The sequence below is a fragment of the Herpetosiphon sp. genome, from assembly GCF_003512625.1.
Taxonomy (GTDB): Bacteria; Chloroflexota; Chloroflexia; order Chloroflexales; family Herpetosiphonaceae; genus Herpetosiphon; species Herpetosiphon aurantiacus.
Map to the genome: position 1 here is coordinate 1 of NZ_DOPT01000039.1, position 17,303 is coordinate 17,303.

The window sequence follows — 17,303 nt, forward strand, 5'->3', positions numbered from 1 at the left end:
ATACTCGGCATACGACCTCGGTTTTGGGATGGGTTTGGTTTCGTCACCACCCAGTATACCAACCCGAGGTCGTTGTGTGAACCCATGGTGTGCGTCCCTGTCCGCCCTTAAACACCGCGGCGGGAGAGGGGCATTTGGTTTGGTGGTTCCCTCTCACCCGCTGGGAGAGAGGGCTAATGGGTGAGGGCTTGTTAATATAAACTATCCTAACCCTCTTGCACAGATATTTTAGCCTAAGGCTTCGAGCAAGAGTGCCGCTTCGTCAGCGCTAATCTTGCCACTTTGCACCATCTTCAAAATTGCCAAGCGTTCTTGGGTTTTATCGACGGCTGGCGTTTCGGCTGGGGCTGCGGTGGCAGCTTGGGCTGCGGCAGCTTGCTCTGGCGAAATCCGCACCGTATCGCCAGTGTAGGCCACATGTTGGCTTGATGAAGAGCCATCATCTTCGCTAATCGACACCCGATGCGGGGCGTTTGGTGCTTGAGGCGCATGCGGTGCGGCTGGCGGCGCTGGTGGGGCTGGCGGGCGGGGCGCATTTGGGTTAGCAATATTTTTTTCGATATTGCCCAAGGCTTGGCCAATTGCTTCGTAAGCACGGCTAATGCCTTCATCAGCAGCCCGCTTGGCTTGCTCTTTCAAGCGCTCGATTCGCTCAGGATCAAAGCGATATTCGCGTTCGTTGATCCGCACGCTCATGCGTTCGGCGGCTTTGGCAGCACGTTCGGCGGCGCGTTCAGTGGCTTGGCGAGCACGTTCAGCGGTACGTTCGCCCTTGCCATCACGCCAATCGCGGCTCATTTCACGGAATTGAGCGGCAATATCGCGGCCCATCGAGGCTAAATCATCGGTGAAATCGCGAATAGCGCGGTTAAAATCATCGTTATTCCAATTCCAGTTGGTGTTCCAGCTTGTGCCACCAACACTCTTGGAGTGGCTATGGCTAGCAGCTCCGCCCCGAATGCTCAAATCGCCTTGCACATTCAATTCTAAGCGAGCTGTACCCGTACCCCAAGTCAGGCTAATCGAGCCAGGCTCACGATCGCCCATGCCTGAGACATCGCCTTGGACAAAACCATTGACGCTCAAATTAGCATCATCGGCAACTTCTAACACAACATCGCCATTGGCACTAGCACGATAGACTTGCTCAGGTAGCCAATTGATGCCCAATTTCAAATCGCCATCAACATGGATTGGCGCAAGGCTCTTGATCGCGCCACGCAACGTAGCATCACCACTGACGCGGGTAATCGCTACATCGCCAAACAGATCGCTTGCGCTCAAATCGCCATTCACATTGATAATCGTCAAATTGTGGGCTTGGCTAATTTTGGCATCGCCATTGACATTTTTAATCACCACAGTATCAGTGTTCTCATAGATTTTGAGATCACCATCAATGTTGGCAAGGCTAAGTTTGGCGCTTTTAGTAAAGCTAGCATCGCCGTGCACCGAATCACTTTCAAAGGTTTGCACATCACGGGCGCTAATATCGCCTTCAATTTGGCGGGTATGCACAGCGCTCAAACCAGTCAGATCAACATCGCCTTGAACCACATCAATGGTTAAAACTGCGCCATGGGGCAAGCGTAATTCCAAATCATCGGAGCAACGCTCGATTGAGAGATGGCCTTCTTGGGCGCGAAAACTAATTTCATCTTCATCAACATCAAACCAAGCTTCGGGCAAATCGTGGGCAATTACCCGCAAACTACCTTCACAAATGCGGACCGCTACGGTTGGATTCATACCGACATTAATTCGTTGTTGCATCGTCCAGACTCCTTATTCAACCACAATTTCAATTCGTTCGCCGTCTTCCAGATCTTCCATATCGACAATTTTGCCAGTCATGCCGCCGCGAATTGCCTCAAGCATTTCATCGAAGTTCAGGGTTGTATGCTTGTTGGAGGCAAAGCGAGCGCCGAGTTTCAAACCAATGCTAATCAAGCCAACTGGAATATTGACATTGATTTTGTGATGGTTGGATTTCAAATCGGTGACCCGAATGCGTACCCACTGGGCACGCGGCGGGCGCGAAACTCGATTGTTTGGCTCCATCACGCCAAGCAATCGTGCCCCTTCTTCGGCAGTCAACTGGCCATTTTCAATCAGGCGCAAAATGCGCATGCGTTCTTCGGTTGCCATTTGAAATACCTCCCTAGCCTTGTAACAGTTTGAGCGCTTCTTCAGCACTCAGTTCGCCTGTTTCAAGTTGACGCAACACCTCGCGCGAATCAGGCCGCGTGATTGAAGGCGGTGCACCTAAAGCGGCGGCAATTTCGTCCATACGCATACGAGCAGTGGTGTATGAGACACTCAACGAACTCGCAACTTGGTTGACATTGCCTCGATGTTGTGCCAAGAGTTCCACAAAGCTCAGTTGCTCGCGGGTCAAACGACCCAAGCGTCCTAGGGTAAATTGGCCTTCAATCGCTGTGTTGCAAATTGCACATTCCAAACGGGTACTGGTTAATTCGCCCGAACAAACCGGGCACTGAGTCAAGATAGGATTCATCAATACCTCGCGAAGTATCAGTTCATCTGATAAAAAGTGTAACCTAAGTTGATAATAAATGTCAATCTAAGTTATATTAATTTTAGATTAGAAATATTTCCAGTCTTCCAACCCATTTCCTACGATCTGAGCAAGGGATGTTTAGCCCACCTCGATGTAAGTTATACGAATAATTGACTGAGGCCATAAAAATGGCTGGCTACCAAGGTTTGATAAACAGCAAATCGACTTGTTTTGCCGCTTAGAACAGGTATAATGGCAAAACATTTGAGCGACATCGAGCTTGCTAGCGAGGAGCATCTGTGGAACCGATATATATCGCCTTGGATTTGGAAACAACTGGCTTAGAACCAGGGCGCGATGAGATTATTGAAGTTGGGGCAGTTAAATTTCGAGGCAATGAGGTTCTCGAAACCTACCAAACCTTGGTCAAACCCAAACAGGTGCTGCCGATTAAAATCGCCCGTTTAACAGGCATCGATGCCCATGAATTGACCACGGCTCCTACATTTAATAGTATTGGTGGCCAATTAGCCAAATTTCTCAAAAGCTACCCCATTATTGGCCATTCGGTCGATAACGATTTGCGCTTTTTGCAACAACAAGGGCTAAAAGTTACCCAGCCGCATTACGATACCTTTGATCTGGCGACGCTGTTGATTCCCCAATTGCCCAATTACTCGCTTTCAACGATTGCCGAACATTTGCAAATTCAACACCCTGATGCCCACCGCGCCTTGGCCGATGCCGAGGCCAGTCGCTTGGTGTTTAGCGCATTGCTCGATAAATTAGCCGAATTATCGGCTGCCGAATTGCATAGCATCGCTCAAACCACCCAAAAATTGCAGTGGCCGCTGGCCAAACTATTTGGCGAAATTGCCAAACGCCGCGTGCAAACGCTCTGGCAAGCGCCGATCGAATTTCAACCGAAACCACTGGTGCGCCCGGTGGCCCTCGAACCAACCGGCAATCAGCAAGAACTCGATGCCCAAGCAATTGGCGCGATGTTTGGCGCAGATGGTGGGTTTAGCCGCATGTTCCCAGGCTATGAGCCACGTCAGCCCCAAATTGAGATGACCGAGGCAATCGCCGAAGCACTCAATCAAGGCGATACCTTGATGATCGAAGCGCCAACTGGCACTGGCAAAAGTTTGGCTTACCTCGTGCCCGCTGCTCAATGGGCACGCCAGCGCGGCGAACGAGTGGTCATCTCAACCAACACGATCAATCTCCAAGATCAGCTTTGCTCCAAAGATATTCCTACCGTGCAAGCGTTGTTGGCCGAGCAACCCGACCAATGGCCCGCTTTGCGAGCGGTGCAACTCAAAGGCCGCAGCAATTACCTATGTTTGAAGCGCTATGAATCCTTTCGTGCCCACCCCGACCACAACGAAGATCAGACCCGTGGGTTGTTGAAGCTCCAACTTTGGCTGCCCTCGACCAACAGCGGCGACCGCGCTGAATTGATGTTGATTCAAGGCGAGCAGCAAGTTTGGAACAATGTTAATGTTGATCCCGACCAATGTTTGCGCCAACGCTGCTCGCTCTACAACGAATGTTTCTTCTTCAAAGCCCGCGCTGAAGCTGAAAATGCCCATATCGTGGTGGCGAACCATGCCTTGTTGATGTCGGATGTCAAATCGCCTGGGATTTTGCCACGCTACGATCATTTGATCATCGACGAAGCGCATAATCTCGAAGATGTGGCGACTGATCAGTTGGGCTTTACGATTTCACAACATAGCCTAACTGGTTTGCTCAATGATATGCATAGCGCTGGCGGTGTGCGTTTGGCGGGTGGCGTGCTCAACGAATGGAGCCAAATCTTCCGTTTGAGCACCGTTGATCATAAAGAGCAGCGCAAACTCGAAGATCTCAGCGCCGATTTGCGACCAAATGTTGATAAAGCCCGCGAAGCGGCCCAGCAATTATTCAGCATTTTCAACGATATTATGGCCAAAGATCGCAGTGTGACCCAATACGATCCCCAATTGCGGATCACCAGCAAAGTGCGTCGCCACACCGAATGGACTCAAGTTGAGCAAACATGGGAAAACTTGAGCATCAATTTGCGCAAGCTGGGCGATGGCTTTGGCAAGCTCCAAGCAATTTTGGATAATCTCGAAGGCCGCGATATCAATGGCTACGATGATTTGGTGATGCGGGTCAAGGGTATGGTCAATGCTTGCACTGAATTACAACGCCAATTTGATGTGGTAATTTATGGCAATGAAGAAACCGTCGCATGGCTGACTGCCGATCAACGTCGCCGCGAATTGTTGGTGCAGGCTGCGCCAATTCATGTTGGGCCATTGCTCACTGAAGATTTATGGCTGAAAAAACGCGCCAGCATCTTGGTTTCGGCGACGCTTTCGGTCAGCAACAGCTTCGATTACCCCAAACAGCGCTTGGGCTTGGACGAAGCCACGACGATGCAACTCGATTCGCCCTTCGATTACAGCAAATCAACCTTAATCTATTTGCCAACCGATATGCCCGAACCCAACGAGCGCAATTATCAACGGGCCATGGAAGATGCCCTGATCAATTTATGCAAAGCGACTGGCGGGCGCACTTTGGCACTGTTTACCGCCAATGCCTCGCTGAAACAAACCTATCATGGCATTAGCGAAAGCCTTGAGCAAGCCGATATTTCGACCTTGGCCCAAGGCATGGATGGCTCACGCCGCTCGTTGATCCAGCGCTTCAAATCTGACCCACGCACGGTTTTGTTGGGCACAGCCTCGTTTTGGGAAGGTGTTGATGTGGTTGGCGATGCTTTGAGCGTACTGGTGATTACCAAATTGCCCTTTAGCGTGCCAAATGATCCGGTGTTTTCGGCGCGATCTGAGGGCTTTGATGATGCTTTTGCTGAATATTCAGTGCCGCAGGCAATTTTGCGTTTCAAGCAAGGCTTTGGCCGCTTGATTCGCTCCAAAGATGATCGCGGGATTGTGGTGGTGCTTGATCGGCGCTTGCTTAGCAAAAATTATGGGCGGCAATTCCTCGAATCATTGCCCGATTGCACGATTCAACGCAAGCCGCTCGCCGAATTGGCAACAACGGCTGCTCGTTGGTTGGTTTAATCATATCTCTTAATATTTTATATTCCCTCACCCCCTAGCCCCCTCTCCCGCCCAGCGAGGAGAGGGGGAACCAGCTCATTATGATGGAGGGAACGCCCCTCGCCCGCCGCCGTGGGAGAGGGGTCGGGTGTGAGGGGGCTTAAAACCTACCTTTGTAAGGAGCGGGCTGAGGGTGAGGGAAGCTATTTAACGCTCAGCACACTGACACTACTGGTTGCGCGGTTGCCTGCTTGATCAATTGCCGTGGCCACAACCCGATAATTTCCAGCTTGAGTTGGGCTGAAATCAAGGCTATACGGTGCTTGATCGCGCATAAACACCTCGCCATTAACCGTCCACTCAACTTTAGCCAGCTGACGATCATCTTGGGCAGTGGCTTGGAATTGCAGTGGTTGGCCGCGCAAGGCCGAGGCTGGTAGATTAATTGAAATCGTTGGCGCAGTTCGATCAAGATAGATTGTTACCCGTTGTTCGTTCATGCCGTTGCTTTGCTTGACCAACAAACGCAGGCTATAGGCTCCCTCAGGCAAGCCATCGGCGTTCCACATCGCCAGCAAACCATTAGAAATTCCGCCAAAGCCTTCGATAATGGTCGTCCAACTGCTTGGATTGGTGCCAGTGCCCCAAGCCACGTTGTAATCGCCAGCCGCGCTGCCGCGAATTCGAATTGGCGAGGCTAAGGCCGCTCCATCACTTGGCTCGATCAAGGCAATTGCCACATTTGCGCCACCAGCACTGGTCGAATTGACCAACGGGCAAGGCTTGGTTGGCGGAGTGCCTAAGCCACCAGTTTCGCCCCAATTGCCCGCCTCATCAGGATAGATTGCAAATACCCGATCTTCGCCTGGCTGATTGGGCAGCGCTACACAATCGCCACTTGGCCCAATCCGCACGGTGCGATAGACGTTTTCGGTTTCGACAGGCTCCGTGCCATTAACAAAATATTCCGTGCGAATGTTGGGGCAGGCGGCTGATGGCTTGGTGCCAGTTGGAATACAAACTTCATGTTCGGAAACATTTGAAGGCGGGGTAAATTGCTCAATTGGCAAACCTTCGTGATATTTAGTCATTAGCCGATTCCAAATCACTGCTGCGCCAAACGAGCCTGGAACTGCTTGCATTGGGCTATTATCGCTGTTACCGACCCATGCACCAATCACTACACTCGGCGTATAGCCAACCGTCCAGCTATCGCGGTCGTCGTCGGTTGTGCCAGTTTTGACCGCCGCCGGACGATCATTCGGTAATTCCATGGCATTATCTGGCCCAAACATCCATTCGCGGGCTTTGTTATCGCTGAGCATGCTCGAAATAATAAAGGCAAGCCCATTGCCATCGGGGCCGAGCACCGCTTGTTTTGGTGGTTCGCTCCAAGCCTCAAGCACTTCGCCACGAGTATTCACCACCTTCAAAATGGTTGTGGCTGGGCGATAATTGCCCTCGTTAGCAAAAACGCTGTAGGCTGTGGTCAATTCAAGCAGCTTAACCTCGCCACCACCCAGCGCCAACGAAAGCCCATAGCGTGGGCGATCATCCAAGGTGCTGATGCCAACCCGCTGCATCAAGCGCAAAAACTCATCAATCCCGACATGATCGAGGGTTTTGACTGCTGGCACGTTGAATGAATTGGCTAAGGCGACGCGAATTGAAACGGGGCCGTGGAAACTGCGATCATAATTTTTGGGCGCATAAACTTCGCCACCCGCAAAACGATATTCAGTTGGTACATCCCACAGAACACTGGCAGCAGTCCAATCGCGGAGCATGGCCGCCGCATAGACAAACGGTTTGAGCGCTGAGCCAGGTTGCCGTTCGGCCAACGCCACATTAACTTGACCATCAATCGCCGTATTGTTGTAATCGGCTGAGCCAACCAGCGCCAACATTTGGTTGGTTTTGCGATCAAGCATCACAACCGAGCCATTGGTCGCATTTTGCTGGGCAATTTCGCTAATGCGTTGTTGCACCTCTTGTTGGGCAATCGCTTGCCAATGTGGATCAAGCGTCGTGGTGACCCGCAAGCCGCCGCGATAGAGCAATTCGGGGCCGTAGCGAGCTTCAAGCAATTCGCGCACATAAAACACAAAATGCGGCGCGGTTAAATTAACTTGGGCTGGCTTGACATACAACACCTCAGCAAAAGCTTGCTCAGCTTGTTGCGGCGTAATCACCCCATTGCGCACCATCGCTGCCAAGACAATTTCTTGGCGTTTTTTGGCGGCATCGGCATTAACCAACGGGTCAAGTTGCGACGGCGATTGCGGCAAGCCAGCCAGCATCGCTGCTTGGGCCAAGCTCAGGTCGCTCACGCTAACCCCAAAATAGGCTTGGGCAGCGGCCTCAGCACCATACGCATTATTGCCATAAGGAATTTCATTCAAATACAAGGCTAAAATTTGATCTTTGGAGTAGCGTTGGCTAATTTGATAGGCCAAAATTGCTTCGCGAATTTTACGTTGCGGCGTTTGTTGGCTACGCTCCTCGGGTGAGAGCAACACATTGCGCACTAACTGCTGAGTAATGGTTGATGCACCACCTTGACCGGATTCTTGATCGGTCAAATTGGCTAGCGCGGCGCGGGCGATCGAAGGTAAATTGACCCCAGGATTAGTATAAAAATTACTATCTTCGACTGCAATTGTGGCCTGTTTCAAATACTCGGAGAATGCGCTGAATGGCACAACCGTGCGTTGACCAGCATTGGGATCGAAAATTTCATACAGTAAGGTTGTGCCATCGCGGGCATAGAGTTTGGTGGTTTCAAAGGCGCGATGCGTACCCAAATTATCAATCGAAGGCAAATTACGACTAAAATACCAATAACCGCCCAAGCCTGCCGCAAGCACGCAAAATACGCCAATGAGCAGCAGTTCAACCAGCAGGATGAGTGCTTTGAGCCACCACGGGCGGGCTTGACGACGGGCAACCCGCGCCAAGCGCCGTTCTTGGCGCGGAGTTAATAGAGTTTGATTGCTGTTTGATTGTGCCATAGTCTTTTGGGGACTGGTCGCTGGGGAATGGGGGCTGGTTAACATCAGCATATTCCCGATCCCTGACCCCTGATCCCCAACCCCCACAAATAGATTTTGCGATAAAATTATAGCATGCAGCCTACACCAACTTCGGGTGATTATGCAGAAAGGATGGTTTGCATGAAGCAACGCAGCATGCGTATTTTGATTCCAGCATTTCTTATTCCACTAGGCCTTTGTATTGTGGCAAGCCTGTTGATTTGGATCTTCGCCCCAGCTAACGATGCTGCTGGAGAAAGCTCAAATAACGATTCAACTCTTTCAGTTGCGCCAACCACAGCTCCAGTTAGCGCTTTGAGCGAAGCACCGGGCAATGGCTTGAGCGACGAACAAGCGCGGATCGATTTGTATAAGCGAGTTGGCCCAGCGGTTGTCAGCATCGATACCGAAGTTACCGGTGAAGGTAGCGAGGCGGCAACTGGCGAGGCGCTTGGCTCAGGCTTTTTGGTCGATGATCAAGGCCATATTGCTACCAACAACCATGTAATCGAAGGTGCAACCCGTATTTTCGTCACTTTTGCTGATGGCCGCCAAGTGCCAGCCACTCTGCGCGGAACCGATGAAGATAACGATATTGCGGTGATTAAGGTTGATGCCGCAGCCGTGAGCAAGATTGCGCCGATGGTATTTGGCAACTCACGCGAAGTTCAAGTTGGTCAAGATACGATTGCAATTGGCAATCCGTTTGGCTTGCAAAATACCATGACTTTGGGGATTGTGAGCGCGGTCGAAGGGCGTTCGTTGCCAGGCCGTACCCTTGCTAATGGTGGTCAATTTCGCATCAGCCGAATTATTCAGACCGATGCGGCGATCAACCCAGGCAATAGCGGTGGGCCATTGCTCAATAGTAAAGGCGAAGTGATTGGGATTAACACCGCGATTCGGGTGAGTGACCCAACTGCTGCACCAGCCTTTGCCGGAGTTGGTTATGCCGTGCCCGCCAACACGGTCAAAGTGATCGTCGAAGATTTGATTAAAACTGGCAAGCACGATTCAGCCTATCTTGGCGTGAGCATGCTAACGATCAGCGCTCAATTGGCGCAAGAATTGAAATTACCAGTCAGCCAAGGCGCGTTGGTGACCAATGTAGTCGTTGATGGTCCCGCCGATCAAGCTGGAATTCGCTTGGGTACAACCAGTATCGAAGTTGATGGTGCTGCATTAATTATTGATAGCGACATCGTGACTGCCTTCAACGGCGAAACGATTCGCTCCAGTGACGATTTGATTGCCCATATCAACGATTCGCGAGTTGGCGATAAAGTCATTTTGACGATCATACGGGGTGATGAAGAGCAAACGATCGAGGTAACCTTGGGGGCACGCCCTTAAAACCAGCAGGTTAGGCCTATTTTATCACCCCTTGGGGGGATCTTTCGAGAATCTGGATCAAGAGCCGTATCTTTTTTGCAGGCTGCACGGTTTCCCTTATGCCAGACCTCTCCACACAGCAAACACGGGCGGGTGCAATCGACTGATAGCACCCGCCCGATGTTTTTAGGTATTCCGCCATAACAACCCTTGTTGCTCTTGCCTTGCTAAAAGCGCCAAATTACGGATAAAGGCCAAACCCAATGCTTCAAATGCTACATTCGGAAAATATTCTTCGCGTAAATCTTGATTCCAAAACGTTCTGAGTGCTTGTTGCATCGCTTCCAGCGTTGGTTGAATGGATGGTAGTTCAAACTTTGATAGGTGGTAAGCCAACCTAGCGGTTTCTTGTGGATTAAGCCAGCCATGAATCCCTTCGGCTGAACCAGCCCAGCCATAGCCGATAACCCAACCGCGCTGACCTAAACAATCCAACAATTGATTGACGGGATGCTCAACTTCGATGCCTTGTTGGAGCAACCAAGCCTGATGAAAGCGCACGGTAACGGTGCGTCCAACAAAGATGCTTGACCCCAAGCAGCGTTGCTCAACTACCTCGTTGAGTAAAAGTGTAAGCTCATCAGCTAAATGGCCTTGCTGATGCAGGGCACATTGATTGATCTCAACACAACTCGTTGAGCGACAGGCACGCTGCTGCCAATTGGCAAACCATGCTTTAGCGCTTTGATGCTGGCCTCGCCAAGCCCAATTCTTATCAAGATAGCTACAATGGGCTTGGAAATCAGCGCCATGCTGAAATTTATAGACATACTGTTCACGGTAGGCTGGCAGCATAAGCTCATCGCTCGCACGAATAATCGCTGCTAGCCATGGCTCAGCATTGCTGGTTTTGATAAATGTTTGCATTGCAGGCACAACAGAGCTGGTATACATCTGATAATCAAATATAAAAACCTCTGCATCTGATCCCATTTTGCCCCCAGTTTAGCTAAGTAACCGGATAGTACCGAAAATCCGCCATGAATTTTGGCGATTCTCGCGGTATAATTAAACACCCGAGCTTGCCATCAATCATCAGCCCAACGACTCATCAACGCTGACTACAGCCTGCCCGAGACCCCACATTAGCATACTGGAGTTCGCCATGCATCATCTTCCCCAGTATTCGACCCGCTTAATTGGCCGAAACCGTGTGGTTGCTGCCTTAGTTGCCCTCTTTCAAGAGCAAGCGCATCGGCTTGTGAGCTTGATCGGCGCGAGTGGCACTGGCAAAACGCGGCTGGGGCTTGAAGCAACCGAAACTATCCGCGATAGTTTTACTGATGGTTGCTATTTTATCAATTTAGCGCCAGTTGATGATGCGGTATTTGTGCTGCCAACCATTGCCCATACCTTGGGCGTGCATGAAACCGCCAATCAATCATTGCTCGATAGCGTGGTGAATTTTCTGCGTGGCAAGCGGGTGTTGTTGATTCTCGATAATTTCGAGCAGGTCAAACGGGCTGCTGATGAGCTTAAATTGTTGATCGAACGCACTGATCAGGCTCAATTTATGGTGACAAGCCAAGTTGCGTTGGGCTTGGCTGCTGAATATGAGTTTAGTGTGCCACCGCTCGAAGTGCCTGAGCAGTCCAATCTGCCATCCAACCAATTATTAGAATATTCAGCAATTGCCTTGTTTGTTGATCGCATGCAGGCGATTCAGCCGCGCTTTGTGTTGACTGATACCCAAGCCAAGGCTGTGGTCGAAATTTGTCGGTTGCTGCATGGCTTGCCTTTGGCGATTGAATTAATTGCCGCCCATAGTTCGGCACTCTCGCCGACCGATTTGCTGTTGCTCGTGCGCAATTATTTGGCGCTTGGCCGAGGCGCGGCAATTGCCAAACCCGCCCGTCACCATGTGCTCTACCCAGTGCTCGATTGGTGCTTTAGCCGTTTGTCAGCGCCGCAACAAACTTTATTTAGCCGCTTGGGTGCGTTTATTGGCGGTTGCTCTAACGATGCAGTGATGGCGCTCTATCAAACAGTTGGCGAGTTCGCGACTGCTGTTGATCCAGGCATTACCAGCTTGAAGCAAAAACATTTGCTCTTGGAAGAAACCATGCCTGGCCAGCAGTCACGCTACATTATGCTCGATGCCGTGCGCGAATATGCTCACCAGCGTTTGCGCAAACGCAAAGAAGCCCATCAAATTGATCTGTATCATGCCCAGTATTACCGTGATTTGAGCATAACCGCCAAAGCTGAGTTGGGCGGCCCCAAGCATGAATACTGGACAAATCGGCTGCTCAGCGAAATTCATAATATTCGTTCAGCGATTCAATGGGCTTTGAGCCATAACGAAGCCAATTTGGCCTTGCAATTAAGCAGCAATTTGGTGATGTTTTGGGTACGCCAAGGCTATCTCACCGAAGGCCGCCGCTGGATCACCGCTGCATTAGAACATCAAGCTAAGGCAGACCCCATAATTGTGCGGCCAGCGTTGGGGGCAGCCGCAGGCATGGCTTGGTCGCAAAGCTGTTATCAAGAAGCCAAACAATACCTTGAAGCAGCCTTAACAATTGAATCAACCAACCAAGCCGAAACTGCACGGCTACTCAATACGATGGGCTTAGTGCTCTATGAACAAGGCTTGCATCAACCAGCTAGCGATTATTTTGAGCAGGCCTTGGCGATCTATCGCACTCTCGACGACCAGACAATGCTGGGAATTACACTCAATAATTTGGGCTTGGTCGAAATTGATCGTGGCAATTTGGCGGCAGCACGCTACATTTATGCTGAAGTTTTGGCCTTATTCCGCCCAGCCAATAATCCCTTTAATCTCACCATGCCGCTAAGCAACTTGGCCTTGATTGAAATTCTCGAATATCGTTATGCTGAGGCTGAACCCTTGCTGGAAGAGGGTTTAGCGCTGTGTCGTGATAATCGCGATTACAATGGCTTGGGCTATTTTCTGACCAATTTAGCTGCTTGTTTGGGTGGCCAAGGTCGTTTTGAGCGAGCGCGGGATTGCTTGGTAGAAGCGTTGATTCTACGCAAAAATGCCCAAGCTAAAATTGGCATGTTGGTTGGAGCCAAAACTGCCAGCGAAATCTTGCTCAAGGCCGGCTTGGCTGAGGCAGCGGCGCTGGCATGGGGCTACGCCAGCGCATTGTTCAGCGAACTGCAATTAACCCCGCTTTGGTACGATGAGCGTCAACAAACCATGCTCGAAACTGAATTAAGCACCATGCTTGGTAACGAACACTTGGCCAGCCTCAAACAAACCGGCACAAGCAAAACGATCGACGACATTATTAGCCTGATACAAACCGCCATATAACGAGCTGAGAGGTTTAGATAGGTATGTTACCTTCGGATTTTCTTTCGGTGCTATCATACCAAACGGTTTTGTTTCAGAGGATTTGTAGTGAATTCGACAATTTTTGCCAATATCATCACGGTGCTCCACGAACCACAGCGCGAGGTCAATATTGGCTCGACAGTGCGGGCCTTGCTCAATACAGGCTTTCAGCGCTTGCGCCTAGTTCAGCCAGTCGCCTACTCAATTGAGCGGCTTGACGATATGGCGCATCGCAGTGGCCCATTGGTTGAGCAAATTGAAACATTTGCTAGCCTTGGCGAGGCCTTAGCCAATGTGAGCTATGTGGTTGGGTTTAGCGGGCGCAGTCGCGGCGAGCGCCAAGCGGTTAGTTTGCCCGAATTTGCGCCAACTTTGACCGCGCTGGCAGCAACCGCTCCGGTAGCCTTCGTATTTGGCCGCGAAGATCGTGGGCTGGATAACGCCGCAATCGAACAATGCAGTCAATTAATCAGTATTCCGGTCGATCCAAGCTATCCTTCGTTGAATTTGGCCGATGCGGTGTTGTTGGCGTTGTATACAATTCGCGGCTTGGCTACGAGCGCCGAGCCATTGCCTAGCCCTGATTTGGCCGACCAAGCTTCCCACGAGTTGCTGCTGAATTTGCTTGATCAACTTTTGACCAAGCTTAACTTTTCACGCACGGCAGGCCAACAAGCGAGTGCAGTGCGGGTTATGCGTGATCTGCTGGCTCGTTCAAGGCCTAGCCCCAGCGAAATTGCCCTCGTAACCGCAATCTGTCGCAAAATGTTGGCTGCACTGCCAACAGCCTAATTCCCGACACATATCCAACTTTCTGTTTAAGTGGAGATTGCTGTTGCCAGCCATAAATTGAAAGGGGTGCAGGGGGATGAAAACACCCTGCGTTTCCTTCCAGTGGAGGGACGGAAGCGTGGCGAATTCAGTTAGCAACAATTAATTTTAGTGGCGATTGGAAGCTATAGCAACTTCTTGCAAAAAGCCGACAATTGCTCTACACTCATTCGGCACGACGACTGCAATGAGGCACGCTGGTTATGATCGATACAAGCGCTCCGAGCGCAGCTATTCTCGCGATTCTGCAGAATGATAATGCAGTGGCGCAGGCGCAGGAACTTCGGGCGTTTGGCGCAACCTGGCAAAGCCAAAACGCTGATCCGCAAATGCTGACCAAACTTGGCATCGAAGCCGCTACCCAAGCTCGGCTTGATCCCAGTGCGGTGGTAACCGATCTCTTGCTTGGCTATGCCGCCGCCCGCGAGGAGCAACGCACTCGCCATTGGCAAAACCACTTGATGCGCCGCGTGCAGCAGTTGGATGGTTTGCATCGTATTATTAGCGCCGCCAACTCAACCCTCGATATTGATGCCTCACTCCAAACCGTCGTCGATACAGTCAGCGATGTGATGCGGGTCGATGTTTGCTCGATTTATCTCTTTGATCAGCATCGGCGCATGTTGCGATTGGTCGCGACTCGTGGGCTGAATCCCAAGGCAATCGGCACGGTTGAGGTGGAAATCGGTGTGGGCGTGACTGGTTGGGCTGGCGAATTGGGCAAGCCGGTGGCGATTTTTGATGTGCGCAATGAGCCACGCTACCAGCTTGAGCCACTGCTCGAAGAATGGCATTTTCGCTCGCTGTTGGCAGTACCAGTAATTTTATTTGCCAGCGAACGCCACCATATCGAAACCCTGCAAGGCGTGATTACGGTGCAAAATCGCGATCCCCATGAATTTTCGCAAGAGCAAACCTCATATCTCGAAGTTGTGGCGGGGGAAATTGCGCTCTCAATCGCCAATGCCCAAATGTATCAACAAACTGATGCTCGTTTACACCAAAAAATTCGTGAATTAACCACCTTGCAGCGCGTAACAGCGGCGCTAGCCTCAACCTTGGATGTTGATACGTTGCTGCATTTGATTGTGGAGCAAGCTGTCAAGATTGCCGATGTTGATCGGACTGATATTTTCCAAGTACGCCCCAACAACAAGGTGAAAATGTTGGCTTCATATGGGCCTGGCCGCACTTCCGGCGTAGAAGATATGATCGTGCAGGTGATTCGTGAGCATCGCGCGATCGCGGTGCCAAATGCCTACACCGACGAACGTTGGTCGGGCGTGCAGGCGATTGCCTATCGCGAGGGCTTTCATTCGTTGTTTGCGCTGCCGATGCGCACGGGCAATCGGATTATCGGGGCATTATGTTTTTATAGCTATGCGCCGCGCCATATTGAATATGAGCAGGTGCAATTGCTCACCACCTTTGCCGATGAAGGTGCAATCGCGATTGAAAATGCCCGCTTGTACGAAGAAACCCAGCGCAATCTGACGATCAAATCAACCTTGCTGCAAGAAATTCATCATCGCGTCCGCAACAACTTACAAACGATCTCAGCGTTGCTGCAAATGCAGGCACGGCGTTTGAACACCGAAACTGAAGGTCGGCAAGCACTTGATGATAGTGTACGCCGCATCCATGCCATTGCCGCAGTGCATAATTTGCTCAGCCACGATGGCGAAGGCCAAACCACGGTGCAAGATATTGCCAAGCAAATTGCCGAAAATATTCAGATGAGCCTGCCAAGCGAAACGCCAGTTGAGTTTTTGATCACTGGCGATTCAGTTTCGGTCAATGCGCGGGCGGCTACTGTGCTGGCGATCGTGATCAACGAATTGGTGCATAATGCGCTTGATCATGGCTTGAGTGCCGAAGGCGGCATTATTGGCATCGACGGCTGGATGGAAAACGAAGAACAGGCTTGTGTCCAAGTGCGCGACGATGGCCCAATCCGACCGGAGCCAGTCAAACGTCGTGTAAGCACTGGGCTAGGCCTTGGCATTATCGAAACTCTCGTCAACACCGATCTTGGCGGCAAATTTGAGTTCAAACGTGAAACTGAATGGACACGGGCATTAATTACTTTTGCGCCCGATGAGTTGGATGATTAAGCAAGCATGACCTATCTATCGTTAATTTGTACAGTTAAAAACGAGGCTGATAATATCGCCGATTTGCTAGATTCGATGTTGGCACAAAGCCGCCAACCTGATGAAATTGTGGTCAATGATTGTGGCTCAACCGACTCAACCGCCGCGATTGTCCAAACCTATATTGAGCGTGGTGCACCAATTCGCTTGGTCCATGGTGGTTTTAACATCTCTTCTGGTCGGAATAACGCCATTGTGCATGCCCAAGGCGACTTAATTGCCTCGACCGATGCTGGCTTAGCGCTCGATCGCACATGGCTCGAACGGATTATCGCGCCACTCGAAGCAGATCAGGCCGATTTGGTGGCTGGCTTTTATCAAGCAGCGCCGCGCAGCGATCTGGAAACCGCAATTGGTTCGACCAACTATCCGCTGGCTGAAGAAGTTGATCCAAGCCGATTTTTGGCGGCTGGGCAATCGGTGGCCTTTCGCAAAGTTGTGTGGCAAACCGTGGGTGGTTACCCCGAATGGCTCGACCATTGCGAAGATTTGGTGTTTGATCGGGCAGCAGTAGCGGCGGGCTTTCGCAGCACAGCGGTGCTCGATGCAGTTGTGCATTTTCAGCCGCGCTCCAGTTTTCGTGCCCTCTTTCGCCAATATTTCTTCTATGCACGGGGCGATGGGGTTGCCAACCTTTGGCCGTTACGCCATGCGATTCGCTATGCCACCTACCTCGGCCTACTCCTTTTGATCCGCAACCTGCCCCAACGCCCATGGCTTCTCGGTGTTTTAGGTTTGGGTATTGCTGGCTACACTCGCAAACCCTATCGACGGTTGTGGCGAGCAACCAAAGGCTGGTCATTCACTCGCCGCAGCAAAACCTTGGGTTTACCGCCATTAATTCGCATGGTTGGCGATCTTGCCAAAATGCTCGGCTACCCGGTTGGCTGGCTGGTACGTCTGCGCAAACGTCGATAACTTTTATGCCTTACTCAATCGCCGTTTTATGTCTATCACTAGGTCACTTATAAAGCCCAAATTGTACTTTAGGGGGTGCAGGGGGAT

At 51.0% G+C, this 17,303-nt stretch carries 11 protein-coding genes; 6 read left to right on the top strand and 5 right to left on the bottom strand.

Annotated elements, in window-relative coordinates:
* Positions 1-228 precede the first annotated feature (228 nt).
* From DEF47_RS09130 to DEF47_RS09140, 3 genes are read right to left on the bottom strand one after another with little or no spacing between them, the layout of a single operon-like run.
* Entirely contained in the window at positions 229-1,773 is a 1,545-nt protein-coding gene (locus tag DEF47_RS09130; RefSeq protein ID WP_012190755.1) for an SHOCT-like domain-containing protein, read from the bottom strand.
* Positions 1,774-1,785: 12 nt separating this feature from the next.
* A complete protein-coding gene (locus DEF47_RS09135) occupies positions 1,786-2,148 on the bottom strand; it encodes an SHOCT-like domain-containing protein (protein WP_012190756.1) in 363 nt (120 codons plus the stop codon).
* A gap of 13 nt (positions 2,149-2,161) precedes the next feature.
* Positions 2,162-2,506 carry a DUF2089 domain-containing protein gene (locus tag DEF47_RS09140; RefSeq protein WP_287045095.1) on the bottom strand — a complete coding sequence of 115 codons (345 nt, stop codon included), beginning with the start codon at positions 2,504-2,506 and terminating at the stop codon, positions 2,162-2,164.
* Positions 2,507-2,820: 314 nt separating this feature from the next.
* Between DEF47_RS09140 and DEF47_RS09145 the strand changes: the two genes are divergently transcribed.
* Positions 2,821-5,604: a helicase C-terminal domain-containing protein gene (locus DEF47_RS09145; protein ID WP_012190758.1), complete on the top strand. Its 2,784-nt coding sequence runs from the start codon at positions 2,821-2,823 to the stop codon at positions 5,602-5,604.
* Positions 5,605-5,786: 182 nt separating this feature from the next.
* Here DEF47_RS09145 and DEF47_RS09150 read toward each other — a convergent pair whose 3' ends face one another.
* Complete coding sequence (locus DEF47_RS09150; protein ID WP_012190759.1) at positions 5,787-8,645, bottom strand: penicillin-binding protein; 2,859 nt, start codon at positions 8,643-8,645, stop codon at positions 5,787-5,789.
* Between the two features lie 111 nt (positions 8,646-8,756).
* Between DEF47_RS09150 and DEF47_RS09155 the strand changes: the two genes are divergently transcribed.
* The gene (locus DEF47_RS09155; RefSeq protein WP_012190760.1) at positions 8,757-9,968 is read left to right on the top strand and encodes a S1C family serine protease; all 1,212 of its coding nucleotides are present in this window, start codon (positions 8,757-8,759) and stop codon (positions 9,966-9,968) included.
* Positions 9,969-10,133: 165 nt separating this feature from the next.
* Here the strand turns inward: DEF47_RS09155 and DEF47_RS09160 are convergent, their stop codons facing one another.
* Positions 10,134-10,901: a hypothetical protein gene (locus DEF47_RS09160; RefSeq protein WP_041304612.1), complete on the bottom strand. Its 768-nt coding sequence runs from the start codon at positions 10,899-10,901 to the stop codon at positions 10,134-10,136.
* Between the two features lie 211 nt (positions 10,902-11,112).
* Here DEF47_RS09160 and DEF47_RS09165 point away from each other — a divergent pair, with 211 nt between their 5' ends.
* The 4 genes from DEF47_RS09165 to DEF47_RS09180 all read left to right on the top strand — a co-directional run bounded on the left by DEF47_RS09165 (position 11,113) and on the right by DEF47_RS09180 (position 17,216).
* Entirely contained in the window at positions 11,113-13,293 is a 2,181-nt protein-coding gene (locus DEF47_RS09165) for an ATP-binding protein (protein WP_012190762.1), read from the top strand.
* Positions 13,294-13,380: 87 nt separating this feature from the next.
* Positions 13,381-14,106: an RNA methyltransferase gene (locus tag DEF47_RS09170; RefSeq protein ID WP_012190763.1), complete on the top strand. Its 726-nt coding sequence runs from the start codon at positions 13,381-13,383 to the stop codon at positions 14,104-14,106.
* A gap of 242 nt (positions 14,107-14,348) precedes the next feature.
* A complete protein-coding gene (locus DEF47_RS09175) occupies positions 14,349-16,259 on the top strand; it encodes a GAF domain-containing protein (protein WP_012190764.1) in 1,911 nt (636 codons plus the stop codon).
* A 6-nt stretch (positions 16,260-16,265) separates the two neighbouring features.
* The gene (locus DEF47_RS09180) at positions 16,266-17,216 is read left to right on the top strand and encodes a glycosyltransferase (RefSeq protein ID WP_012190765.1); all 951 of its coding nucleotides are present in this window, start codon (positions 16,266-16,268) and stop codon (positions 17,214-17,216) included.
* The last annotated feature ends 87 nt before the right edge of the window (positions 17,217-17,303 follow it).

Coding starts and splice junctions, on each gene's coding strand:
- DEF47_RS09130 (WP_012190755.1), bottom strand. CDS start 1,773: ATGCAACAACGAATTAATGTCGGTATGAATCCAACCGTAGCGGTCCGC.
- DEF47_RS09135 (WP_012190756.1), bottom strand. CDS start 2,148: ATGGCAACCGAAGAACGCATGCGCATTTTGCGCCTGATTGAAAATGGC.
- DEF47_RS09150 (WP_012190759.1), bottom strand. CDS start 8,645: ATGCTGATGTTAACCAGCCCCCATTCCCCAGCGACCAGTCCCCAAAAG.
- DEF47_RS09155 (WP_012190760.1), top strand. CDS start 8,757: ATGAAGCAACGCAGCATGCGTATTTTGATTCCAGCATTTCTTATTCCA.
- DEF47_RS09160 (WP_041304612.1), bottom strand. CDS start 10,901: ATGTATACCAGCTCTGTTGTGCCTGCAATGCAAACATTTATCAAAACC.
- DEF47_RS09165 (WP_012190762.1), top strand. CDS start 11,113: ATGCATCATCTTCCCCAGTATTCGACCCGCTTAATTGGCCGAAACCGT.
- DEF47_RS09175 (WP_012190764.1), top strand. CDS start 14,349: ATGATCGATACAAGCGCTCCGAGCGCAGCTATTCTCGCGATTCTGCAG.
- DEF47_RS09180 (WP_012190765.1), top strand. CDS start 16,266: ATGACCTATCTATCGTTAATTTGTACAGTTAAAAACGAGGCTGATAAT.